The organism is Saccharothrix sp. (assembly GCF_031180885.1).
Lineage (GTDB): Bacteria > Actinomycetota > Actinomycetes > Mycobacteriales > Pseudonocardiaceae > Actinosynnema.
Genome location: NZ_JAPSLK010000032.1, coordinates 1 through 22,697 on the forward strand (window position 1 = coordinate 1; position 22,697 = coordinate 22,697).

A 22,697-nucleotide genomic window follows, 5' to 3' on the forward strand; every position below is an offset into this window, starting at 1 on the left:
GCACAGCCCGGCAGAGCCGGGCTGTGCGAGCCGAGTGCGCAGCGCTCGGGTCTGCGCGCGGAGCGCGCTTGGCGCGCGCCGCGCGCCTGGCTTGTGCCAGGGGGCCTGGGAGGGGGTGGGTGGGCGGAACGCCCAACGCGAGATGAACAGGCCGTCCCCGCAAAGCCGAGCCGAACCGCCGAGCCGGCCAACCTCCGAGCCGGCCAACCCCCGAGCCCGCCGCCCCAGTCCGCCACCCCAGCCGGCCACCCCTGAGCCGGCCACCCCTGAGCCGGCCACCCCTGAGCCGGCCGACCCCGAGCCGGCCGACCCCGAACGCGAGTCGAACCCCGATCCGACCAGCGCCCGAACCGCAAAACCGGGAGGGGCCGCCCAGCGCGTGAGGCAGCCCCTCCCGGGCCCCGGAACATGAACGACCCGCGGACATCCGCACGGGGGAGCGCACGGACGTCCACGGGTCGTTGGTGGTCACCCGGCGGGTCTGCCGGAGCCCGGTACGCCACCCCCCTGAATGACGACGCACCCTGCTCCGACCCACCGTCCCAGGACTGCGGCACCCCCCGTGTCGCCGACCGCCGTCCTGACCCGGAACCGCCCCGCGGTGAACGCTGTCCACTGTGCCCGGTCCCGCTCACACTCGACTCACGCCGGCGGCTGGGGTCCGCGGGGTGGCCGGGAGTGCGGTTGGGAGGTGGGACCCGGGGCCGGGGGGTCCAGGTCCCACCTGGCGGACCAGTGATCAGTCCACGGGGTGAAACCGGGCGACGGACCACCTCCTCCGAAGCGGGACGGTTCGCCGTCTCACGAACCATCCTGTCGACGAGCCCTCACACCTCTGTCACGCGCACCTCACGCGCTGCGGCGGCCGGTCGTAAACTGTGCCCCGCTCGGAGGGGGATATGAGGACTGCGTTCAAGGTGCTCGGTCCCCTCGAGGTCTGGCGCGACGGCGAGCCGGTGCAGGTCCCGGCGGGCAGGGCCCGGGTCCTGCTGGCGTCGCTGCTCCTGCACGCCAACGAACCGGTTTCCGTCGACACCCTCGTCGAACGCCTCTGGGACGGCGCCCCGCCCAGCCCCCACCGCGCCCGCGCCACCCTCCAGATGGTGATGACCCGCCTCCGCCAAGCCCTCGGCGACGTGAACGTGGTCCGCACCACGCCCAACGGCTACGTCGCCGACGTCGGACCGGGCGAACTGGACCTGCACGTCTTCCGCACCCTCACCGAGCAGGGCCGATACGCCGACGCCCTGGCGCTCTACCGGGGCGAGCCGCTGTCCGACGTGCGCTCCGACGTCCTGCGCGCCGAGGAGGTCGAGCCGCTGCTGGAGGAGCGCCTCACCGTCCTCGAACGCCGCATCGACGCCGACCTGGACGCGGGCCGGTCCGCCGAACTGCGCGCGCTGACCACCCGCCACCCCCTCCGGGAGCGGCTCTGGGACAGCTCATGCTCGCCCTGTCCCGCTCCGGCCGCCAGGCCGACGCCCTGGCCACCTACCGCTCGGTGACCAGGCTGCTGAACGAGGAACTCGGCGTCCACGGGAAACCAAAGCCGCCAAGTCGATCGTCGAGGCCACCGGCGGCCTGCCACTCGCTATGCGCATCGTCGGCGCCCGCCTGGCACCCGCCCGAGCCTGCCGCTGAGCGTCCTCGCGATCCGCCTGTCCGACGAACGCCGCCGCCTGGACGAACTGTCCACGGCGGACATGGAGGTCCGCGCCGGCTTCGAGCTGAGCTACGCCGCGCTGGACGACCACGTGGCCGTCGCGTTCCGCAGACTGGGACTCCTGGGCCCCTTGGACTTCGCGGCCTGGTCGGTCTCCGTCCTGACCGACGGCGACGGCGAGCGCCTGGTGGAACACCTGGTCAACGCCAACCTCCTCCAGGAAGCAGGCGTGGACGCCACCGGCGAACCCCGCTACCGCCTGCACGACCTGCCGGCCGTCTACGCGGCCGAACTGGTCGCGAAGGACGACCCAACGGAGACCCGCACCCGCTCCGCCGCCACGCCGAAGCCCTGCTCCGCCTCTCCGACAAGGCCCAACACGACACCCGCGTCTACGTCGACATGCTCCCGATGCGCCCCATCCACGTCGACGAACCCGCCCTCACCAACGACTTCGCCCGCCTGACCCGCAACGGCGCCGCGTGGCTGGTCTCCGAACAGCGCCAGATCGTCCGCGCCGTGGAGGTGGCCGCGGCCGAGGGCTGGCCGGACATCGCCGCCGACCTGGCCGACCGCGCCAGCCACCTGGACCTCGACGTGTTCATCGGCAGCGCCGGCCTGGCCCGCCTGCACGCACTGTCCAACGCCGCCGCCCGCGCCGCCGGCGACACCAACCTGGCGCTGCGCATGGAACACCACCGCCTGAGCGAGGCCGCAAAAGACGTCGTGGACGCCGCCCTCATCGAGGACTTCCGCACCTGCGCCGAGGGCCTGGAAACGATCGGCGACACCCTCACCCTGGCCTGCCACCTGGCCACATGGGCGTACTACCAATCCGTCTTCGACGGCAAACCCGCCATCGACCTGGCCAAACGCGCCGCCACCCTCGCAGAGGGCGCGGGCGACGAGTCCGTCTACCTCTCCGCCCTGCGCGAGCACGCGTCGATGGTGGCCTGGAGCGGCCGGATGGCCGACGCCCTCCCACTGTTCGAGAAAGCCATCGCGCTCAGCCGCACCCAACCGGACAAACTGTCCGAAGCCCAAGTCCGCCACCGGATCTCCATGTACGCCCTCCGCAACGACGACCTGCCCCTGGCCGCCGAGTCCTCCCGCAGGACCCTGGAACTCCTCGCCGACACCCACGACCTCCGCGCCACCGCCTACGTCCTCACCCACGCGTCCAGAGTGGACGCCGCCCTGGGCAACCACGACAGCGCCGTCGAACGAGCCCAACGCGCCTACGAGATGTTCACCGGCCTGGCCGAGGGCATCGGCTCCGCCACCGCCGCCGCCAACCTCGCCGAGAGCTACCTCGCCGCCGACCGCCCGTCCGAAGCAGTCGCCTTCCTCGAACAGGCCCTACCCGCCCACGAGGGCGTCGGCGCCGCGGAGGCGTTGGAACGCATGGCGGAGGCCTTGGTTAGGGCGCGTCAAGCCCTGGACGGACCCTGACCGCCATCATCAACACCAGGGGGGAAGTTGATGGCCACCGAATTCAAAGTGCTGGGCTCGTTGGAGGTCTGGCACCACGGCAACCGCGTGTCGGTGCCCGCCGGCCGCGCCAAGGTGCTGCTGGCAACGTTGCTGTTGCGCGCCAACGAAGTCGTGTCCGCGGACACCCTGGTCGACCGCGTCTGGGACGGCGCACCCGCCAACCCCGCCCGCGCCCGCGCGACCCTCCACATGGTCGTGACCCGCCTGCGCCAGGCGCTGGGCCCGGCGAACGTCGTGCGCACCACCTCCGGCGGCTACCGGGCGGTCGTCCCCGAGGGGACGCTCGACCTGCACCGCTTCCGCGTCCTGGTGTCCACCGGCCGGTTCGCCGAGGCGCTGGACCTGTGGCGCGGCGAACCGCTGGCCGACGTCCGGTCCGACGCGCTCCAGGTTGAGGTCGAAGCCCTTGAGGAGGAGCGCCTGGCCGCCTTGGAACGGCGAGTCGACGCCGACCTGGAGCGGGGCGGGTCCGCGGAACTGGTGCCCGAACTGCGCACCCTCACCGCCCGATACCCGCTGCGCGAACGCTTCTGGGGCCAGTTGATGCTCGCCCTCTACCGCTCGGGCCGCCAAGCGGACGCCCTTGCCACGTACCGCACCGTCGCGAAGCTCTTGGACGACGAGCTGGGCGTCGTGCCGGGCAGGGAATTGCACGACATCCACCAAGCGGTGCTCTCCGGCGAACCGGTGGCCGTTTCCGGCTCCGCGGCCTGGCCCACACCCCGCCAACTCCCCCCGACCACCGCCGACTTCGTGGGCCGAGAAGACCTCCACCGCGAGGCTGAGCAGGCCCTGGTCACCGCCACACCCGCGAGCGCCGTCCCGATCGCGGTGGTCACCGGACCGCCCGGTTCGGGCAAGAGCGCGCTGACCGTCCGCATCGCGCACCGCCTGAGTGACCGTTTCCCCGACGGCCAACTCTTCGTCAACCTCGGCGACGGCACCCCGGAGCCCCGCGATCCGGGTGAGGTGCTCGCCGAACTGCTCACCGCTGTCGGCGTGCCGATCACATCCATCCCCGAGGACGTCCGAGCCCGCTCGGCAGCCTTCCGGTCCCGCGTGGTCGACCGCGCGGTGCTGCTCGTCCTCGACGGCGCCGTGGACGCCGAACAAGTGCGCCACCTGCTGCCGGGCAGCGCGTCCTGCGCGGTCCTGATCAGCAGCCGGCACCTGATGACCGGGCTGGAGGGCGCCAGGTTGATGCGGCTTCGCCCACTGGACGACGACGAAGGCCTCGGACTCCTGTCGCGGATGATCGGCAACGACCGCGTGACCCGCGAACCCGGTGCGGCACGGCGGATCGTCGCCGCGACCGGCGGCCTGCCCTTGGCGCTGCGCATCGTGGGAGCCCGCCTGGCCACCCGCCCGAGCCTGCCGCTGGACGTGCTCGCCACCCGACTGTCCGACGAACACCGCAGGCTGGACGAACTGTCCACCGCGCACATGGAGGTGCGGGCGAGCTTCGACCTCAGCTACGCGGCCCTGGCCGACGAGGTTGCCGTCGCGTTCCGCCGCCTCGGCTTGCTGGGCACGTTGGACTTCGCGCCGTGGGTGGTGTCCGTGCTGACCGGCGCCGACGGAGACCGCCTGGTCGAGCGGCTGCTGGAGGCCAACCTGCTTGAAGAGCTGGGTGTGGACGCGACCGGCGAACCCCGCTACCGCCTGCACGACCTGCTGGCGGTCTACGCGGCGGAACTGGTGGTCGACGACGGCGTGGAGGACAACCGCGTCCACCTGCGTCGCTTCGTGGACGCGCTCCTGCAGCTGGCAGACGCCGCGAACAGCCAGGTCCCGGGCTACCACGACATGCCGCCGCTCACCGAGATCGACGTCGACGTGTCGGAGCAGTTCCGGGCCTGCGCGGAAGGGCTGGCGGCGGTGGACGACCGGGCCTGGCTCGCCGGCCACCTGGCTGCGTGGTCCTACTACCAGTCGATCTACGACGGGAAGCCGGCCATGGAACTGGCCGAGCGCGCCGTGACCATCGCGCGGGAGGCGGGTGACCAACAGGTCTACTACTCGGCGCTGCGGGAGCACGCCTCGATGATCGCTTGGGACGGCCGCTTGGAAGACGCCATGCCGCTGTTCGAAGAGGTCCTCGCGCACGGCAGGAACGTGGGGGCACCGGTCGCGGAAGCGGCTGTCCACTTCCGCATCTCCTCGTACGCTCTGCGCCACGGCGACCTCGACCGCGCCGCGACGGCGTCCCGGCGGATGCTGGACCTGATGGAGCGATCGGACGACCTGCGCGGCAAGGCACATGTCATCAGTCACGCGTCACGCGTGGCGTCGGCCCTGGGCAACCACACCGAAGCCATCGCCCTGGCCGAACGCGCCTACCTGATCTTCCAGGAGCTGTCCGAGGGATTGGGCTCGGCGAACGCCGCCGCGAACCTGGGCGAGAGCTACCTGGCGGCCGGTCCCGCCGTCGATGCGGTGCGGTTCCTGACGGAGGCGATCCCGGCGCACGAGGGCGTGGGTGCGACCGAGGCGCTCGAACGCATGGAGGAGTCCCTGCGTCGGGCGAAGGCCGTGCGCGACCAGTCGCGACCGTGACAATTTGGCGGAGGATCAGGTGGACACGAGGTTCGAAGTCCTGGCGGCCGCTGCGGGTGCGGCACCTCGGTGCGCAAGTCCCCGTGCCCGCCGGGCGAGTGCGGGTGCTGTTGGCGTCGTTGTTGCGCGCCGAACTCGAGGTGGTCGGGTGAGGCACCGCGTTCAAGGTCCTCGGCCCGCTGGAGGTGTGGCACGACGGCGTCCTCGTGCCGGTGCCCGCCGGGCGGTCGCGCGTTGTCCTGGCGTCGTTGTTGCTGTCGGCAACCGGCAGGTGTCGGCGGACACCCTGGTCGAGCACGTCTGGGACGGCGCCCCGCCGAACCCGGCGCGGGCGCGCGCCTCGCTCCAGAGGGTTGTGACCCGGCTCCGGCAGGCGTTGGGACCCGCGAACGTGGTGCACGCGAACACGGCCGGCGCGCCGGCCTCCAGTACCCCTGCGCAGCAGCGCTTCGGTGCTGCACCTGCTGGGCCGGTACGAGGAGGCCGTCGAGCGGTTCGAGAAGGCGTTGGCGATCAGCAGGGAGTTGGCCGACAGCCACGCCGAAGCCACCTGCCTCATGGAACTCGCTGGTCCCTGATCGCGATCGACCGGGACGCCGAGGCGACGGAAGCCGCGCGGGAGAGCTGTCGGACGCTGGAGGACCAGGGTGACGCGGTGGCGCTGGCCGAGGCGCTGGTGGTGCTCGGCGAGATCCACCTCAAGCTCGACCGCGTCGTCGAGGCGTCGACCAGCCTGGAGCGCGCGCTCGACCTGGTGGACGAGACCACGGTCCCGTGGGTCCACGGGGCGGCGCTGGTCGGGATGGGCGACGTGACCGAACGACAGGGTGATCCGCGGCGGCGCGGCGGCACTGGGAGCAGGCTCTGGTCCGGTACGACCGGGTTGGACGCTGTCCGGGCCGATGCCGTGCGGGCGAAGCTGGGGGAGGTCGGGTGACCACCGGGTTCAAGGTCCTGGGACCGCTGGAGGTGTGGCACGACGGCGTCCGCGTGCCGGTGCCCGCCGGACGGGTGCGGGTGGTGCTTGCGTCCTTGCTGCTGCGGTCCGGTGAGGTCGTGGCGGCCCGACCTCGCTCATGGCGCTGATCCGGCGCTGGTGGCTGAACTTCAGGCGTTGACCCGGGCACACGCCCTGCACGAGCCGTTCTGGGCACTTCTCGTCCGCGTCCTGCACCGGACCGGTCGACGTGCCGACGCCCTCGCCGCCTACCGGGAAGCCGCGAACCTGCCGGCCCGTGAACTGGACGCGACACCAGGACCGGAATTGCGCGCCGCCCAGGAAATGGTGTTGCAGGAGGACCACAGCGAGTCGACCACCCTCGTTCCGCGCATCCGCGCCGCGCAGGCGATCGGTGACGTCGAGGGCCAAGTGCGTTTGCGCCGATCACTCGGCAGCCACCACCTGGCCATGCGGGAGTTCCCGGAGGCCATCCGCGAGTTGGAGGAGGCGCTGACCCTCGTGGTGTCCACGGGCGACCGCTCCGGCGAAGCCTTCACTCGTTGGGGACTTGGCGCCACGTTTTGCGAGGCCGGTGATCAAGGCAAGGCTTTGTACCGGGCCCGCCGATCACTCGCGCTCTACACGGAACTCGGTGACAGCGAGAAGCGCGCGATCGTCCTGAGCCTGGTCGGCGTCGTCAGCATGGGTGTCGGAGACAGGGCCGGCTTCCACCCACCTGCCGGCGCTCGTCGACGAACTGTCCACCGCAGTGGCCGAAGGGTTCCCACTCCTGGCCGTTGTGGGGCCGCCGGGCGCGGGGAAGACCACCCTCGCGGTGCACTGGGCCCGAACCGTGCGCGGGCGCTATCCCGACGGCACGTTCTTCCTGGACTTTCGCGGTCATCACCCGAAACCCGGTCGACGCGGTGGACGCGGCTCGATCGGTGCTGGTCGCATGCGGGCTGCCGGTGGAACGGGTGCCGCACGACCCGGAGGAGCGCTTCTCGCTGTACCGCAGCGTGCTGGCCGACCGCAGGGTGCTTCTGGTGCTGGACGCCGCTCGGGACGCCGATCACGTGCGTCCTCTGCTGCCCGGCACACCTTCGTGTGTTGTCGTGGTCACCAGTAGGCACCAGTCAGTGAGCCTGGTCGCCACGCACGGTGCCCATCCGATCGCGATCGGCGCACGAGGCGCGGAGATGAGCGATGACGGCGCTCGATCCTGATATGCATGTGCGTGCACGCCGACCCCGGCGGACGAGGGGATGACCGATGAGCCTGCGCGTGGCGGTGGACTTCGGCACGTCCAGCACCTGCGTGGCGATCTCGGTCGACAACCGGGAACCGCAGGTCGTGGTGGTGGACGGCCAGCCCATCGTGCCCTCCGCCGTGTTCGCCGCCGCCGACGGGACGCTGTTCGTCGGGCAGGAGGCGGAGCGGCAGGCGGCCGTGGACCCCGCCCGGTACGAGCCCCACCCCAAGCGCCGGGTCGATGAAGGTGAGCTGCTGCTCGGCACGTCGGTGTTGCCGGTGGTCGACGTGGTCCGGGCCGTGTTGTCGCGGGCGGTGGGTGAGGCTCGGCATGTCGCGGGTGGTGCCCAGGTCGACTTGCTGGTGCTGACCCACCCGGCGGACTGGGGAGCGATCCGGACTCGGGTGTTGTTGCAGGCCGCGCATCGGCTGGGCCAGGAGGTCCGGCTGGTGCCGGAGCCGGTCGCGGCGGCGGTGTTCCACTCGGCCACGCATGCGATCGCCGAAGGGGCGGCGTTGGCCGTGCTCGACCTGGGTGGCGGGACGGTGGACGCCAGTGTCGTGGCGCGGTCCGGTGGGACGTTCCGGGTGCTGGCCACGAAGGGCGATCCGAGTTTTGGTGGCGCGGACATCGATCAGGCGTTGTTGGAGCACATCGGGACGTTGGTCGGGCCCGGTGATCCGGACGCTTGGCGGCAGCTCGTCGAAGGTCGGGAGATGGCCGACCGGCGCAAGAGGCGGGTATTGCGGCAGGACGTTCGGGGTGCCAAGGAAACGCTTTCGAGGCATTCCTACACCGATGTGCCGATGCCGCCGCCATTTCCCGATGCCCATGTGACACGGGCCGACTTGGAACGGTTGATCGACGCGCCGTTGCACCGGGCCGCCGCACTGGTGACGTCGGTGGTTCGAGACGCGGGGCTTGATCCGCGTGCGCTGGCCGGGGTGTTCCTGGTGGGTGGATCCAGCCGGATTCCGCTGGTCGCGCGGCTCGTGTTGGAGCAGTCCGGGGTGGTGCCGACCAGCATCGACCAGCCGGAGACGGTGGTCGCCCGGGGCGCGTTGCGTGCGGTCAGCACCGATCCGCTGCGGACCGGTGCGCTGCCCAGCCAGGGTGATGTCACGCAGAAGATCACGACGGACGACTCGACCCGCAAGATCACTCGGCGGATCACGGCGTCCCCGCCTGGTGGTTTTTCCCAGCCCGCGTACTTCCCGCAGACCCCGCCACCTGTGCGGAAGAAGAGTCGGGTGCCGCTGGTCGTTGTCGGAGCGGTGCTGCTGCTGGCCGTGATCGGGGCGTCTGTGGCCTATGCACTGACCCGCAAGGAGAACACGGGCACACCCACGACGACGCCGTCCAGCGCGGCGCAGGGCAAGTTGATCGCGCAGTACGACTACACCTTCACCGCGCCCGTCGACTGGACCCAGACCGGTGGCGATCCCAAGAAGCGCGAAGTGCTGCTCAAGCCGGAGGCGCCGGAGTCCCCGCTGGCCGTGATCGCGGTCAACGAGCAGAAGCTCACATACAACGCGACCGAGGACCGTGCGCGGGCCGAGCGGGAGCTGCGGGACGGGTACGACAAGCGGCAGAACGTGTCCGGTTTCGACGCTTCCGCCGACTTCGGGGGCAAGAGTGTCGTTTACTACCGGGAAGAGGCGGAGACCTTCACGGTCGACTGGTACGTGGTGCTCCAGGGTGACGCCCAGGTGAGCGTCGGGTGCCAGTTCCCGGCTTCCGGTGAGGAGCGGGTCCGCCCGGCGTGCGAGCAGGTGGTCCGCACGCTGACCGTGACCAGTTAGAGGGAAGTGTGATGACCGGCATCCCGGAGGCGTTCGCCAAGTTCCGCTCCGATGTCGAGGCGGCGGTGACGAGAGGGCGTCGGGCGGCGTCCGCGGCCTCGGCGGCGAACGCCGCTCAGCGCAACCGGAACCGGGAGCTGGCCGACCAAGCCCGGGCCAAGCAGGTCGGGCCGGACACCCAGCGGCCCACCTCCGAGGACGTCCGTCGGGTGGCCACCGGGTTCCGCGAGGACCGCGGTCTGCCGATCGACCGCCTGCCTTCGGGCGCCGAACTCCTCGCGCCGGCCGAAGAATCGCAGAAGCGAACGGACGCGAATGCAAATCCCGCGCCGCCACCGCCTGTGTCCGGATCGCGCGCCGTCGCCGGCCCGAGTGGCCAGCTGCCCCCGGAAAGGGGCGATGACGAGGACTTTTCGCAAGCGCGAATCCTCTACTGACTGCCCGGTTCCACCGGCTTGCGTTTACTACCGCAACTACTTCCGAAGAACTCGCGACAGGGCGGAACCGACCGTGGCAGGGTCTGCGTCGGAAGAGGCGTACCAAGCAAGAACGGGTACGACCTGATCTCTGATGAAGGGGGTTTCTCCCAATGTCTGGTTACGGTACCGGGACTGACGAGCTGGTCCAGGCTGCGAAGGACATCGTGAGCGTGGACGAGTCCGTTCAGGGCATCCTGAACCAGGTCCGCAGCACCGTCGACACCGTCAGCGGCAGCTGGAAGGGCGCGGCGGCCACGGCGTTCAACACGCTGATGACGCGCTTCGACGAGGACGCCCGCAAGCTCCAGGAGGCGCTGCGCGCGATCGCCGAGCAGATGTCCGGCAGCGCCGACATCTACGCCCGCCAGGAAGAGGAGCAGAACCAGTCCATGAGCAGCCTGACCAGCCGCCTCGCCGGTGGGTTCTGATCTGCTCCGACTGCTTCGGCAGCTCTTCGCTTTCTGTTTCCGCACGCGCTCGGCACCATTGACTTTTAGGTAGGGGAGAAATGAACGACGGCCGTATTGAAGTCAACTTCGGCGAGCTCGCCAACGCCGCGAGCAACATCTCGAGCCAGGCCAGCCAGGTCCAGCAGCAGCTGGACGACTTGAAGCAGCGCCTCAGCCCGGTCATCGCCCAGTGGCAGGGTGGCGCGTCCGAGGCGTACCAGGAGGCGCAGCGGAAGTGGGACACCTCCGCCGCCGACCTCCAGTCGGTGCTCGCCTCCATCGGTGTCGCCGTGCAGCAGGCCACCGAGGCCTACGAGGCCGCCGAGAACACGAACCGCGGCCGTTGGTGAACTGCGCCATCACCGTGTGACTCTCGCGAGACCCCGGGCTCTTCGAAGGCCCGGGGTCTCGTCCTGTTCGGGCCGCTCCGCGCGGTGTGAACGGGTGTTCCAGGCCGGTGGGCGGGGGTCGTTTTGACCTGGACATGGGCCTACCGGTATCTTCCTACGTTGTTGTGCGGTACCCGGTGCGCTTCCGCGTGCCTCGTGTTCTGGTCCACCTGCCCGACTGGGGTGTCTGGAGCCTGAGCAGCCGCCGCAATGACCCCAGACGCAAGTGACGACGAGGTAGACCCGTGCGCACGTACAGCCCGAAGCCCGGCGAGGTGACCCGAGCCTGGCACGTGATCGACGCCCAGGACGTGGTGCTCGGCCGGCTCGCCACCCAGGCCGCGACGCTGCTGCGCGGCAAGCACAAGCCGACTTACGCCCCCCACGTTGACACCGGTGACTTCGTCATCATCATCAACGCGGACAAGGTGGCGCTGACCGGCAACAAGCGTGACCAGGAGTTCGTGTACCGGCACTCCGGCCACCCGGGCGGTCTTCGCCAGAAGTCGTTCGGCGAGGTGCTCGACACCCGGGCCGACCGGCTGGTCGAGAAGGCCATCAAGGGCATGCTGCCCAAGAACCGCCTGGGCCGTGTGATCGCCGGCAAGCTCAAGGTCTACACGGGCCCGACCCACCCGCACGCGGCGCAGCAGCCGCAGCCGTTCGAGATCAAGAAGGTCGCCCAGTGACCGAGCCGTACTCCGAGGAAAACGACGTGACCACCCCTGAGGTCGAGACCGAGGCCGTCGAAGCCGTCGAGGCGGAGACCGCCGTCGAGTCCGATGTCGACGGTGCCCAGGACGAGGCCGCCGAGCCCGCCCCCGCGCCCGTCGTGCGCCCCGTGCTCAGCGCCGGCGCCCACCACCTCGCGCAGACCGTCGGCCGCCGCAAGGAGGCCATCGTCCGCGTGCGCCTGCTGCCCGGCACCGGCAAGTTCACCCTGAACGGGAAGTCCCTCGAGACGTACTTCCCGAACAAGGTGCACCAGCAGCTCATCCGCGAGCCCCTGGTGACCACGGAGAAGCCGGAGACGTTCGACGTCATCGCCAACCTCAGCGGCGGCGGCATCACCGGCCAGGCCGGCGCGCTGCGCCTCGCGATCGCCCGCGCGCTCGTCGCCGTGGACTCCGAGGATCGCCCGGTGCTGAAGAAGGCCGGCTTCCTCACCCGTGACCCGCGGGTCAAGGAGCGGAAGAAGTACGGTCTCAAGAAGGCCCGCAAGGCGCCTCAGTACAGCAAGCGCTGACCTCGCGGTCGGCACCACAGCACTACCTGCGGGAGCAGTCAGTTCTTCGTCGAACTGCTGCTCCCGCAGTGCTTTCCACCCGATGTTGTGTGGTTGATCACGAAAGGTCATGGCGATCATGGGTCGGCTGTTCGGCACTGACGGTGTGCGTGGTCTGGCGAATGCGGACCTGACCCCGGAGCTGGCGCTGTCGCTGGCCGCCGCCGCCGCTCGCGTGCTGGCCGAGCACGACCGGTCGCACCGGCCGGTCGCCGTCGTCGGGCGCGACCCGCGGGCCAGCGGTGAGATGCTGGAGGCCGCCGTGGTGGCGGGGCTCACGGCGGCGGGCGCGGACGTGCTGCGGGCGGGCGTGCTGCCGACCCCGGCGGTCGCCTACCTGGTCGCGGCGCTGGGCGCGGACGTCGGTGTGATGATCTCCGCCTCGCACAACCCGATGCCGGACAACGGCATCAAGCTGTTCGCGGCGGGCGGGCACAAGCTGCCGGACTCCGTCGAGGACGAGATCGAGCAGAAGCTGGGCGTGCAGGACCACCGCCCGACCGGCGCGGGCATCGGCCGCGTCCGGGACGTCGAGGACGCCGAGGGCCAGTACGTGCAGCACCTGCTGAAGGTGACGCCGCACCGCCTGGACGGCATCAAGGTCGTCGTGGACTGCGCGAACGGCGCCGCGTCCGTGGCCGCGCCGGACGCCTACCGCCGCGCGGGCGCAGAGGTCGTCGAGATCCACACCTCGCCGGACGGCCTGAACATCAACGACGGCTGCGGCTCCACCCACCTGGACGAGATCCGCAGGGCCGTCCGAGAGCACGGCGCCGACCTGGGCATCGCGCACGACGGCGACGCCGACCGCTGCCTTGCCGTGGATGCGGACGGCAACGAGGTCGACGGCGACCAGATCATGGCGGTCCTGGCGATCGGCATGAAGGAGTCCGGTGAGCTGACCGACGACACCCTGGTCGCCACCGTGATGAGCAACCTCGGCCTGCACCTGGCGATGCGGGAGCACGGCATCACGCTGCGCACCGCCGCCGTGGGCGACCGGTACGTGCTGGAGGAGCTGCGGGCCGGCGGGTACGCGCTGGGCGGCGAGCAGTCCGGCCACGTGGTCCTGCCCGCGCACGCCACCACCGGCGACGGCCTGCTGACCGCGTTGCGCCTGATGTCCCGCATGGCGGAGACCGGCAAGTCGCTGGCCGAGCTGGCGGGCGTGATGCGGCGGCTGCCGCAGGTGCTGGTCAACGTCGTGGTCGCGGACAAGGCGCGGGTGGCGAAGGACACGGCGGTCAGCGAGGCCGTGGCGGCGGTCGAGGCGGAGCTGGGCGACACCGGCCGCGTCCTGCTGCGCCCGTCCGGGACGGAGCAGCTCGTCCGGGTGATGGTCGAGGCCCCCACCCACGAACTGGCGGAGTCGGCGGCGCAGCGCCTGGCGGGTGTGGTTTCCTCGGTGGGCTGATTCTCGACCTCCGGGGGCACCCATGGTGATCGACCTGCTGATCCTCCTCGTCCTGATCGGGGTGGTGGTCGGGATCGTCCTGATCGTCAAGTCGACCAAGAAGAACCGGCAGAACAACCCCTACGGTCACGGCCCGCAGCCGCCCTACGGGCAGCAGCAGCCGCCTTACGGGCACCCGGGTCAGCAGCAGCCGTACGGCCCGCCCGGCCAGTTCGGCCCGCCCGGGCAGCAGCCGCCCTACGGCCAGCCGGGGCCGGTCCCGCCCGGTCAGGTCCCGCCGGGGCAGCAGCCGTTCGGCCAACCGGGTCAGCCCGGCCCGTACGGCCAGCCGCCGCAGGGTCCGCCGCCCGGCCAGTTCCCGCCGCCCGGACCGGGTCAGCCGCCGCATCGGGGATGAGCACCCGCGGTGGCGTTTACACCTGCAAGGAACGCGTCCGAACAGCCGTCGGACGGCCCCGCAGGCTGCCACGATGGGAACCGGGCGCCGAAGCGTCGCGTCGTAACGGACGAGTTCGGTAGAGGGTCGTGGCCGTCGCGCCACGGAGGGGAGTGAAGCGCCGTGGCCGGTTACGGCACCAGTACCGAGGCCATGCAAAAGGCCTCCAAGGCTATTTCCGACACCGCTAAGGACACGGCGGAAGAACTCCAGAAGGTGGGCCAGACCGAAACGGTCGACGCCGATTTCGGCGAAGCGCACAAGCAGCACTTCGCGAAGTACAAGTCGGGCGTCGAGAACTTCGGCAAGGGCATCACGAACATGTCGACGACGCTCGGTTCCTTCGCGGGCAAGATCGCCGCCGGCGCCTCGACCTACGGTGACGTCGAGTCCCAGAACGCCGGCAACGTGGGGAGCAAGTACTGATGGCCGAGCCAGGCTGGAACGAGGTCAAGGCCCTCCTCGACGACCCGAACGTCTCCGAGGAGAAGAAGAAGGCGCTGCTGCGCGAGTACACCAACTCCACCGCGCCCTGGAACATCCCCGACGAGGCCGAGACCTACCAGGACCGCTACGACTACGACAGCTGGGACGTCAGCCTCTACAACCGCGCCACCAGCGACCTCGAAGGCGTCTACAACGAGGCCAAGGCCGAGTCCGACACCAAGAGCTACAACAGCCGCGAGCAGACCAAGGCCGTCAACGAGGGCCAGAAGTCGTTGGACGGCAAGCAGCCGCCGTCGGCGTCCGGCGCGGGCACGAAGAACTCGAACGAGCTGTTCGACGCCGGCAAGGCGGGCCTGAAGGTCTTCGAGAAGTTCATGCCGATCTGGAACAACCGGCCCGGCGACTGCCTCGGCAACACGACCAACCTGGACTACGCGAACCACATCGAGAAGCCGTACAACGAGCAGCGGAACATCAACTTCCACAAGCTGCTCATGGAGGCCGACGAGTTCAGCACGGCCAAGACCAAGATCGACGAGATGCGCGGGGACGTCGACGCGCAGCTCAAGGGCCTGTACGGCGAGTGGAAGGGCCAGGCGGCCGACAAGTCGCACGAGCACTACAACGACCAGATCGTCCCCAAGATCAACGAGCTGGGCGAGGGCCTGGACGGCGCGGCCAAGCTCACCCGGACCGCGGTGACCGGCGTCTACCAGCTCTGCAAGAGCAAGGCCGACGAGGTCCTGGAGATGTACCGGGAGCAGATCGCGCAGGCGGACACGTACATGGCCGAGAAGGTCGTGTCGTTCGCCCGCGGCGAGGGCGACTACTCCAAGGACCGCGTGCTGGAGATCGCCGGCTGGGTCGACTCGAAGATGGGCAGCAACATCGCGGACCGCATCAACAGCGATGACTGCTACCTCAACGACGAGAACAAAGAATACGCGATCAACCAGTGCAAGCGGTGGATCCAGCAGTCGTTCAACACCGAGTTCTGGGGCCTGTACACGCAGTTCAAGAACCTGTGCGAGACGACGAAGTCCTCTGTGGACCAGAAGTGGGAGGCGCTGGCCTCCTACATGTCCGGCTTCGAGAACCCGTTCCCGGCCGCGTCCGGCGGTGACGACAAGGGCGGCAACGACGGCAACGGCAACGGCAACGGGAGCGGCACCCCGCCCGGCGGTGGTGGCGGCACGCCCGGTGGCGGTGGTGGCGGCACGCCCGGCGGTGGCGGCGGCATGCCGGAGGTCCCGAAGCCGGAGAACCCGCTGGACAAGGACGGCGACGGCAAGCCCGACGACGTCAAGATCCCCGGCGACACCGACGGCGACGGCAAGATCGACGACCTGGACGGGGACGGCAAGAAGGACGACCTCGACGGCGACGGCAAGCCCGACGGGCTCAAGGGCGAGGAGGAGCCCGAGACCGTCACCATCAAGAGCGGCGACAACGAGATCAAGATCACGGAGCCGGACGAGCGCGGCCACGTGCAGATCACCGTCGACACGCCGACCAGCGAGCCGAAGACCTACGACGTCGACTTCAGCAACAACCCGGATGCGTTGAAGGCGTTGACCGGCCAGAACGGCGCAGCGGCGCTCGCGGGTGCGCTGGCCGGCGCGACCCCGGTGTCCGGCGGTGCTCCCGGTGGCACGCCCGGTGCTCCTGGCGGTCCGGCCGGTGGTCCGGCGGTCGGGGCTACGGCGGGTGGCGCCGAGGGAGGCGCGATCCCGATCGAGGCCGGTGCGGACGGCAAGGCCCTCATCGAGGTGGACGGCCTGGCGATCACCGCCGAGGTCGACCCGCTGACCGGTGAGATCAACCTGACCGTGGACAACGGCGACGGCACGCCCGAGGAGTACGGCGTCGAGTTCGGCGAGGACAAGGCCGACGACGGCAAGGCGGGCATCCCGACCATCGACGACGCGGTCCCCATGCCCGCCGAGGTGCCGCCGGGCCAGCCGGACGTGCGCGCGATGCCGTTCGAGGGCGGCGCGGAGACGCTCATCGGGCAGGAGTCCGGGGTGGGTGTCGCGGTGGGTGGTGCGGTCGGCGAGCCGTTGATCGCGTCGCCCGACACCGGGTTCGGCGGTGGCGGTTTCAGCGGTGGCCCGACCGCGCCTGACCCTGGTTTTGGTGGTGGGTTCGGTGGTGGCGGGACGGCCCCCGACCCGGGCTTTGGTGGCGGGTTCGGGCCGGGTGGCGGTGCGGAGCCGTTGATCGGGCAGCCGGAGCCGGCGATCGGGTTCGTGGACCCGGCCGGCGTCGCGCCCGACCCCGGGCTCTCCGCGCCGGGCACGCCGGGTGGCGGCTTCACGACCATGCCGGCGGCTGATCCCGGTTTCGCGCCGGGTGCGCCGGGTCAGGGTGGCTTCACGACCATGCCGGCGGCCGACCCCGGTTTTGCGCCCGGTCAGGGTGGTGCGCCGGGCGGTGGCTTCGGCCATGGCGGCGGTGGTGGCTTCGCCGGCGGCGGTGGCGGTGGCTTCGCCGGGGACGTCGGCCAAGGTGGCGGCGGTGGCGGTTTCGGTGGTGGGGGTCCGCAGTTCGCCCACCACGAGCAGACGTTCACCGCGCCCGACACCAGCGGCACGACCACGACGTCCGGTGCCTCGGTGTTCGGTGGCGGCGGGTCGGCCGGGTTCGGCGGTGCGGACTCCGTGTGGGGCGCGCCGACGTCGGACAACACGTGGAGCAGCCCGTCCGGCAGTGCGGACCAGGGTCTGGCGTCCAACATGAACACGTCCGAGGCGGGCCAGCCGGGCGCGGCGACGCTGCCGTCCATGACCGAGTCGCACGGGCAGTCGTCCGGGTCGCCGATGGGTGGCGGCATGATGGGCGGCGGTATGCCGATGGGTGGCGGCATGGCGGGCGGCGGCCAGCAGGGCGGTGGCGACACCGAGCGCAGCCCCGGCCAGTGGCGCACCACCGGCTCGCTGTTCGACGACGACGTGAACCTCAGCCGCGTCCAGGGCGTGCTGGGTGAGGAGGGTCGATGAGCGCTTCTGCCGAGCGCCTCGCCGCGGCGATGAACCGCATGGACCAGATCGACCGGGAGGCCGCCGACCTGCGCGAGCTGCGGGAACGGCACTCCCGGGAGGCGCGGGACAAGGCGGGTGACGCCTTCTCCAAGCAGGCGCAGATCGCGGAGAAGACGATCGAGCGCATCCAGGAGGCGGGCAAGGCCCAGAAGGCCGCCGGCGGCTGGGGCACGACCGCGGCGACCCAGAAGAAGGGCGGCGAGTTCCAGTTCGGGACCGAGGACGACGAGCCGACGTACGAGGCGCAGCAGCAACCGGGGTATGGGTGGTCCTCGGCCCAGCCGGCTCCTGTTGCCGCGCCCGTGCCGCCTCCGGTCACACCTCCGCCGGCCCCGACGCCGCCGCCACCTCCGGCTCGGCCCGCGGCTCGGAGGCCCGCACCGGTGGATGACGATGACGATTTCGGCGGCCAGAGCTGGCTGACGTGACGGGGAACGGCCCCCGCCTGAATGAGGTGGGGGCCGTTCTTTCTTGGCCGCGTTGATCTGGCGGAGGTTTGACCGGGGCGGCGTTGGTGGGCGGGTGCCGGGCTGTGGGCTGGGCTTTGCTGCCGGTAGGTGTCCACCCACCCACCTCCTCCCAGGCCACCTCGCAAAAGCCCGAAAAGCACCCGCCTGCGTGCGGCCGCCTGCGGTGGCGGCACGGCCCGGCTCCGCCGGTCCGTGCGACCCGAGCGCGCAGCGCTCGGGTCTGCGCGCGAAGCGCGCTTGGCGACCGCCGGCCCCCGGTATCCATTGTCCCAGAGGGGTCCGACAATCTTCGGCGTGCGGGTCGCGGAAGATCTGTCAGCGCAGTGTCAAGGCAGCTCGCTGATAAGCCAGAGGCGCGCCCTTGACGTCCTCCTCCAGCAAGGCGTTCCACTTCTTCTCGCCCTTCAGCACCCGCAACAAGAACGCCGTCAGCATCGCCCGCGCCAACCGCTGCGCCGCCCGCTCGCCCTTCCCGTCCAGCACCAGCTCACTCCAATGCCGTCCCTCGGCGAACCCCAAATGGCTGGTCTTCGGCAGCACCCGGTACTGCACCGGCCCCGTCCACGCCTGCGCGATCGCCTCCGCGTGACCGACCGGCGGCGCGATCCGGTCTTCGCCCCCGGCCAAGTGCAAACCCGGCACAGTCACCCGGCGAGCCGCGTCCAAAGCAGACGGACGTACTTCCGACGCCGCCAAAGTCACCACCGCGCGCACCCGCGAGTCATCAGCAGCCGCCAGCACCGCCGCCCCGCCACCCATCGAGTGCCCGGCCACCGCCAGCCGTTCCGGGTCAACGCTGATGGCACCCTCGCCCAACCGCACCCCGGTGCACACGTCCAGCGCCGTCCGCAGGTTGCCGGCCAGCAGCCTCGACGACATCAACGGCCCGCGTTGCGTCCCCGGAGCCGCCGCGACGATGCCCCACGACGCCAGGTGCCGCAGCAGCGCCCGGTACCGGGTCACCGGTTGCAGCCAGCCGTGGCCGAACGCGACAGCGGGCAGTCCCAGACCCGACGCGGGGGTGTAGACGAGGCCGGGGAGGCCCACCAGGGCGAGGTCGCCGCGCAGCACGGGGTGTTCACCGGGCCTGCTGAGCTGGTCGAGCACCTGCTTCGCCGAGTAGCCGCTCACCGCGTGAACGGTAGTCGATCGCGGTGAACCCGCGCACGCCCCGATTGGTCTACACCAATAAAGCCCTCGACCAGCGCAAACGCGACGAAGTGGCCCGTTCGGGTGACGCCGCTGGTCTGGTTACGCTGTGCGGCGTGTGCGGAATCGTGGGATACGTGGGCCACCGGCCGGCGCTGGACGTCGTCCTCGACGGGCTGCGGCGGCTGGAGTACCGGGGCTACGACTCGGCCGGTGTCGCCGTGCTGGACGGTGACGGCGGCCTGGCCGTCGAGCGCAAGGCCGGGCGGCTGAGCAACCTGGAGGAACGGCTCGACGAGGTCGGTCGCGAGGCGTTCACCGGCACCGCCGGCATGGGCCACACGCGCTGGGCCACGCACGGCGCGCCGGTCGACCGCAACTCCCACCCGCACCGCGACGTGACCGGCCGGGTCGCCGTGGTGCACAACGGGATCATCGAGAACTTCGCCGCCCTGCGCGCCGAGCTGGAAGCGCGCGGCGTCGAGATGGCCAGCGACACCGACACCGAGACCACCGCCCACCTGATCGCGATCGCCTACACCGAGGGCGACACCGCGGGCGACCTCGCGGCCAGCGTCCGCGCCGTGGTCCGCCGGCTGGAGGGCGCGTTCACCCTCGTCGTCACGCACGCCGACCAGCCGGACACCGTCGTCGCCGCCCGCCGCTCCTCGCCGCTGGTGGTGGGCGTGGGCGAGGGGGAGACGTTCGTCGCATCGGACGTGTCCGCGTTCATCGAGCACACCCGCGAGGCCGTCGAGCTGGGCCAGGACCAGGTCGTCGTGATCACCCGCGACGGCTACGAGGTCACCGACTTCGAAGGCGGGCCCGCGCAGGCCAAGCCGTTCACGGTGAACTGGGACCTGTCCGCCGCCGAGAAGGGCGGCCACGAGTACTTCATGCTCAAGGAGATCGAGGAGCAGCCGGACGCGCTGGCCAACACCCTGCGCGGCCACTTCGTCGGCGGCCGGATCGTCCTGGACGAGCAGCGGCTGTCCGACCAGGACCTCCGGGACGTGGACAAGGTCTTCGTCGTGGCCTGCGGTTCGGCCTACCACTCCGGCCTGGTCGCCAAGTACGCGATCGAGCACTGGACCCGGCTGCCCGTCGAGGTCGAGCTGGCCTCCGAGTTCCGCTACCGCGACCCGGTGCTGGACCGCGACACCCTGGTCGTCGCGGTGTCCCAGTCCGGTGAGACGGCCGACACGCTGGAGGCCGTGCGGCACGCCCGGTCCCAGAAGGCCCGCGTGCTGGCGGTGTGCAACACCAACGGCGCGCAGATCCCGCGCGAGTCCGACGCCGTCCTCTACACGCACGCCGGTCCGGAGATCGGGGTCGCGTCCACCAAGGCGTTCCTGGCCCAGATCGCGGCGAACTACCTGGTCGGCCTGGCGCTGGCGCAGGCGCGCGGCACCAAGTACCCCGACGAGGTGGCCCGCGAGTTCCACGAGCTGGAGGCCATGCCGAAGGCCGTGCAGCAGGTGCTGGGCACCGTCGACCGGGTCCGCGCGCTCGGCCGCGAGCTGGCCGACTCGAAGGCCGTGCTGTTCCTGGGCCGCCACGTCGGCTACCCGGTGGCGCTGGAAGGCGCGTTGAAGCTCAAGGAACTGGCGTACATGCACGCCGAGGGCTTCGCCGCGGGCGAGCTGAAGCACGGCCCGATCGCCCTGATCGAGGAGGGCCTGCCGGTCGTCGTCGTCATGCCGTCGCCGAAGGGGCGGGCGGTGCTGCACTCGAAGCTGGTGTCCAACATCAGCGAGATCCAGGCGCGGGGCGCGCGGACCATCGTGATCGCCGAGGAGGGCGACGAGACGGTCCGGCCGTTCGCCGACCACCTGATCGAGGTGCCCGCGGTGTCCACGCTGCTCCAGCCGCTGGTGTCGACCGTCCCGTTGCAGGTCCTGGCCGCCGAGATCGCGCGCAGCCGGGGCTACGACGTGGACAAGCCGCGCAACCTGGCCAAGTCCGTCACCGTCGAGTAGGCATCCGCCCGCGCGCCTAGGCTTCCCGCTATGCGGGGACTGTGGACCACGGAGCGGGTGAAGGCGGCCGAGGAACGGGTCATGGCGCGGGTGCCCGAGGGGGCGCTCATGCGGCGGGCCGCGTTCGGGGTGGCGACGGTGGCGCTGGAGCACCTGGCCGGGCGGCGGCGGGTCGGCCTGCTGGTCGGGGCGGGCAACAACGGCGGCGACGCGCTGTGGGCGGGCTACTTCCTGCGCCGGCGCGGGGTCGCCGTCTCCGCCGTGCTGCTCAACCCGGCCAAGGCGCACGCCGCCGGGCTGGCCGCGTTCCGCCGGGTCGGCGGTCGGGTCGTCGACCGGCTGGGTGATGTCGACCTCGTGATCGACGGCATCGTGGGCCTGTCCGCCCGCGGTCCGCTGCGGCCCGACGCGGCCGAGCACGTGGCGCACCTCGACGCGCCGGTGCTGTCGGTGGACCTGCCCAGCGGCGTCGACCCGGACACCGGGGCGGTGGACGGTCCGCACGTCCGGCCGGCGATCACGGTCACGTTCGGGTGCCTCAAGCCCGTGCACGCGCTGGCCGACTGCGGCGATGTGCGGCTGGTGGACATCGGCCTTGGCCCCGAGCTGGCCGGGCCGGACCTGCTGGCGCTGGAGGTCGAGGACGTCGGCGCGGCGTGGCCGGTGCCGGGGCCGACCGACGACAAGTACACCCAGGGCGTGACCGGGATCGCGGCCGGGTCGGCGACCTACCCCGGCGCGGCCGTGCTGGCCACCGGCGCGGCACTGCTGGCGACCTCCGGGCTGGTCCGGTACGCGGGCGCGGCGGCGGAGGGCGTGCGGGCGCGGTGGCCGGAGGCGATCTGCACGGGGACGATCACCGACGCGGGCCGCGTGCAGTCGTGGGTGGTCGGCCCGGGCCTGGGCACCGGGCTGGGCGCGGAGTCGGTGCTGCGGACCGTGCTGGAGGCGGGCGTGCCGGTGTGCGCGGACGCGGACGCGATCACCATGCTGGCCAACAACCCCGACCTGTGGGACGCGCGCGACCCGGACACCCCGCTCGTGCTCACCCCGCACGACCGCGAGTACGAACGGCTGGCCGGCGAGGTCGGCACCGACCGGGTGACGGCGGCGAAGCGGGCAGCGGACAAGTTCGACGCCGTGGTCCTCCTCAAGGGCCACACCACTGTCATCGCCTCGCCGGACGGCCGCGTCCTGGTCAACCGCGCCCGCACCTCCTGGGCCGCCACGGCGGGCTCCGGAGACGTCCTGTCGGGCTTGATCGGCGCCCTCCTCGCGGCCGGCCTGGACCCGCTCCTGGCGGCGGGCTGCGCGGCCCGCGTGCACGTCCTGGCGGCGGAACTGGCCGCCGACGGGGCGCCCATCCCGGCCACCTCCCTGCTGGCCGCCGTCCCCGACGCGATCCGGGCCGTCCGCCCGCCGACCACCTGACCCCGACCGGCCCCGACCGGC

Annotated in this window: 21 protein-coding genes and 2 pseudogenes; 22 read left to right on the forward strand and 1 reads right to left on the reverse strand. The window is 71.3% G+C overall.

What is annotated here, in order from left to right; all coding sequences use genetic code 11:
• Window positions 1-899: 899 nt before the first annotated feature.
• The 20 genes and pseudogenes from RIN75_RS28540 to RIN75_RS28635 form a co-directional block, all read left to right on the forward strand.
• Window positions 900-1,486: pseudogene (locus tag RIN75_RS28540) on the forward strand (BTAD domain-containing putative transcriptional regulator); the annotation flags it as partial.
• Window positions 1,487-1,703: 217 nt separating this feature from the next.
• Window positions 1,704-2,129 (forward strand): hypothetical protein, encoded by a 426-nt coding sequence (locus RIN75_RS28545; protein WP_309115125.1) that lies wholly within the window; start codon window positions 1,704-1,706, stop codon window positions 2,127-2,129.
• Complete coding sequence (locus RIN75_RS28550) at window positions 2,075-3,115, forward strand: tetratricopeptide repeat protein (RefSeq protein WP_309115126.1); 1,041 nt, start codon at window positions 2,075-2,077, stop codon at window positions 3,113-3,115. The genes RIN75_RS28545 and RIN75_RS28550 overlap by 55 nt, the downstream gene beginning before the upstream one ends.
• 30 nt (window positions 3,116-3,145) lie before the next feature.
• On the forward strand, window positions 3,146-5,713 hold the full coding sequence (locus RIN75_RS28555; protein WP_309115127.1) for a BTAD domain-containing putative transcriptional regulator: 2,568 nt from the start codon (window positions 3,146-3,148) through the stop codon (window positions 5,711-5,713).
• A gap of 452 nt (window positions 5,714-6,165) precedes the next feature.
• Window positions 6,166-6,291 (forward strand): tetratricopeptide repeat protein, encoded by a 126-nt coding sequence (locus tag RIN75_RS28560; RefSeq protein WP_309115128.1) that lies wholly within the window; start codon window positions 6,166-6,168, stop codon window positions 6,289-6,291.
• A 77-nt stretch (window positions 6,292-6,368) separates the two neighbouring features.
• The gene (locus RIN75_RS28565; protein ID WP_309115129.1) at window positions 6,369-6,650 is read left to right on the forward strand and encodes a tetratricopeptide repeat protein; all 282 of its coding nucleotides are present in this window, start codon (window positions 6,369-6,371) and stop codon (window positions 6,648-6,650) included.
• The gene (locus RIN75_RS28570) at window positions 6,647-6,799 is read left to right on the forward strand and encodes a hypothetical protein (RefSeq protein WP_309115130.1); all 153 of its coding nucleotides are present in this window, start codon (window positions 6,647-6,649) and stop codon (window positions 6,797-6,799) included. The genes RIN75_RS28565 and RIN75_RS28570 overlap by 4 nt, the downstream gene beginning before the upstream one ends.
• Window positions 6,800-6,809: 10 nt before the next feature.
• Window positions 6,810-7,289: pseudogene (locus tag RIN75_RS44250) on the forward strand (BTAD domain-containing putative transcriptional regulator); the annotation flags it as partial.
• A gap of 290 nt (window positions 7,290-7,579) precedes the next feature.
• Window positions 7,580-7,879: a hypothetical protein gene (locus tag RIN75_RS28580; protein WP_309115203.1), complete on the forward strand. Its 300-nt coding sequence runs from the start codon at window positions 7,580-7,582 to the stop codon at window positions 7,877-7,879.
• 46 nt (window positions 7,880-7,925) lie between these two features.
• Complete coding sequence (locus tag RIN75_RS28585; protein ID WP_309115131.1) at window positions 7,926-9,707, forward strand: type VII secretion-associated protein; 1,782 nt, start codon at window positions 7,926-7,928, stop codon at window positions 9,705-9,707.
• 11 nt (window positions 9,708-9,718) lie between these two features.
• Window positions 9,719-10,144 carry a hypothetical protein gene (locus RIN75_RS28590; RefSeq protein ID WP_309115132.1) on the forward strand — a complete coding sequence of 142 codons (426 nt, stop codon included), beginning with the start codon at window positions 9,719-9,721 and terminating at the stop codon, window positions 10,142-10,144.
• Between the two features lie 152 nt (window positions 10,145-10,296).
• Entirely contained in the window at window positions 10,297-10,614 is a 318-nt protein-coding gene (locus tag RIN75_RS28595) for a WXG100 family type VII secretion target (protein ID WP_309115133.1), read from the forward strand.
• Window positions 10,615-10,694: 80 nt separating this feature from the next.
• On the forward strand, window positions 10,695-10,985 hold the full coding sequence (locus RIN75_RS28600) for a WXG100 family type VII secretion target (protein WP_309115134.1): 291 nt from the start codon (window positions 10,695-10,697) through the stop codon (window positions 10,983-10,985).
• A gap of 284 nt (window positions 10,986-11,269) precedes the next feature.
• Window positions 11,270-11,713: a 50S ribosomal protein L13 gene (gene rplM / locus RIN75_RS28605; RefSeq protein ID WP_121224984.1), complete on the forward strand. Its 444-nt coding sequence runs from the start codon at window positions 11,270-11,272 to the stop codon at window positions 11,711-11,713.
• 26 nt (window positions 11,714-11,739) lie between these two features.
• Window positions 11,740-12,270 (forward strand): 30S ribosomal protein S9, encoded by a 531-nt coding sequence (gene rpsI, locus RIN75_RS28610; protein ID WP_309115135.1) that lies wholly within the window; start codon window positions 11,740-11,742, stop codon window positions 12,268-12,270.
• 118 nt (window positions 12,271-12,388) lie between these two features.
• Window positions 12,389-13,723 carry a phosphoglucosamine mutase gene (gene glmM / locus RIN75_RS28615; RefSeq protein WP_309115200.1) on the forward strand — a complete coding sequence of 445 codons (1,335 nt, stop codon included), beginning with the start codon at window positions 12,389-12,391 and terminating at the stop codon, window positions 13,721-13,723.
• 22 nt (window positions 13,724-13,745) lie between these two features.
• Entirely contained in the window at window positions 13,746-14,120 is a 375-nt protein-coding gene (locus RIN75_RS28620; protein WP_309115136.1) for a hypothetical protein, read from the forward strand.
• 162 nt (window positions 14,121-14,282) lie between these two features.
• Complete coding sequence (locus RIN75_RS28625) at window positions 14,283-14,585, forward strand: hypothetical protein (protein ID WP_309115137.1); 303 nt, start codon at window positions 14,283-14,285, stop codon at window positions 14,583-14,585.
• Entirely contained in the window at window positions 14,585-17,605 is a 3,021-nt protein-coding gene (locus RIN75_RS28630; protein WP_309115138.1) for a WXG100 family type VII secretion target, read from the forward strand. The genes RIN75_RS28625 and RIN75_RS28630 overlap by 1 nt, the downstream gene beginning before the upstream one ends.
• Window positions 17,602-18,075, forward strand: a complete 474-nt coding sequence (locus tag RIN75_RS28635; RefSeq protein WP_309115139.1) for a hypothetical protein — start codon at window positions 17,602-17,604, stop codon at window positions 18,073-18,075. Before RIN75_RS28630 ends, RIN75_RS28635 begins: the two co-directional genes overlap by 4 nt.
• A 357-nt stretch (window positions 18,076-18,432) precedes the next feature.
• On the opposite strand, the gene RIN75_RS28640 is transcribed toward RIN75_RS28635, so the two are convergent.
• Window positions 18,433-19,248, reverse strand: a complete 816-nt coding sequence (locus RIN75_RS28640; RefSeq protein ID WP_309115140.1) for a dienelactone hydrolase family protein — start codon at window positions 19,246-19,248, stop codon at window positions 18,433-18,435.
• Between the two features lie 134 nt (window positions 19,249-19,382).
• Here RIN75_RS28640 and glmS point away from each other — a divergent pair, with 134 nt between their 5' ends.
• Window positions 19,383-21,245, forward strand: coding sequence for a glutamine--fructose-6-phosphate transaminase (isomerizing) (gene glmS, locus RIN75_RS28645; protein ID WP_309115141.1), 1,863 nt, complete (start codon window positions 19,383-19,385; stop codon window positions 21,243-21,245).
• A 30-nt stretch (window positions 21,246-21,275) separates the two neighbouring features.
• Window positions 21,276-22,676, forward strand: a complete 1,401-nt coding sequence (locus RIN75_RS28650; protein WP_309115142.1) for an NAD(P)H-hydrate dehydratase — start codon at window positions 21,276-21,278, stop codon at window positions 22,674-22,676.
• Window positions 22,677-22,697: the final 21 nt, after the last annotated feature.

Bases quoted from the DNA above. Each gene is read 5' to 3' on its own strand.
- RIN75_RS28595 (WP_309115133.1), top strand. From the start codon at position 10,297: ATGTCTGGTTACGGTACCGGGACTGACGAGCTGGTCCAGGCTGCGAAG.
- RIN75_RS28545 (WP_309115125.1), top strand. From the start codon at position 1,704: ATGGAGGTCCGCGCCGGCTTCGAGCTGAGCTACGCCGCGCTGGACGAC.
- RIN75_RS28630 (WP_309115138.1), top strand. From the start codon at position 14,585: ATGGCCGAGCCAGGCTGGAACGAGGTCAAGGCCCTCCTCGACGACCCG.
- RIN75_RS28585 (WP_309115131.1), top strand. From the start codon at position 7,926: ATGAGCCTGCGCGTGGCGGTGGACTTCGGCACGTCCAGCACCTGCGTG.
- RIN75_RS28550 (WP_309115126.1), top strand. From the start codon at position 2,075: ATGCGCCCCATCCACGTCGACGAACCCGCCCTCACCAACGACTTCGCC.
- RIN75_RS28555 (WP_309115127.1), top strand. From the start codon at position 3,146: ATGGCCACCGAATTCAAAGTGCTGGGCTCGTTGGAGGTCTGGCACCAC.
- glmM (WP_309115200.1), top strand. From the start codon at position 12,389: ATGGGTCGGCTGTTCGGCACTGACGGTGTGCGTGGTCTGGCGAATGCG.
- RIN75_RS28620 (WP_309115136.1), top strand. From the start codon at position 13,746: ATGGTGATCGACCTGCTGATCCTCCTCGTCCTGATCGGGGTGGTGGTC.
- RIN75_RS28650 (WP_309115142.1), top strand. From the start codon at position 21,276: ATGCGGGGACTGTGGACCACGGAGCGGGTGAAGGCGGCCGAGGAACGG.
- RIN75_RS28590 (WP_309115132.1), top strand. From the start codon at position 9,719: ATGACCGGCATCCCGGAGGCGTTCGCCAAGTTCCGCTCCGATGTCGAG.
- RIN75_RS28635 (WP_309115139.1), top strand. From the start codon at position 17,602: ATGAGCGCTTCTGCCGAGCGCCTCGCCGCGGCGATGAACCGCATGGAC.
- RIN75_RS28600 (WP_309115134.1), top strand. From the start codon at position 10,695: ATGAACGACGGCCGTATTGAAGTCAACTTCGGCGAGCTCGCCAACGCC.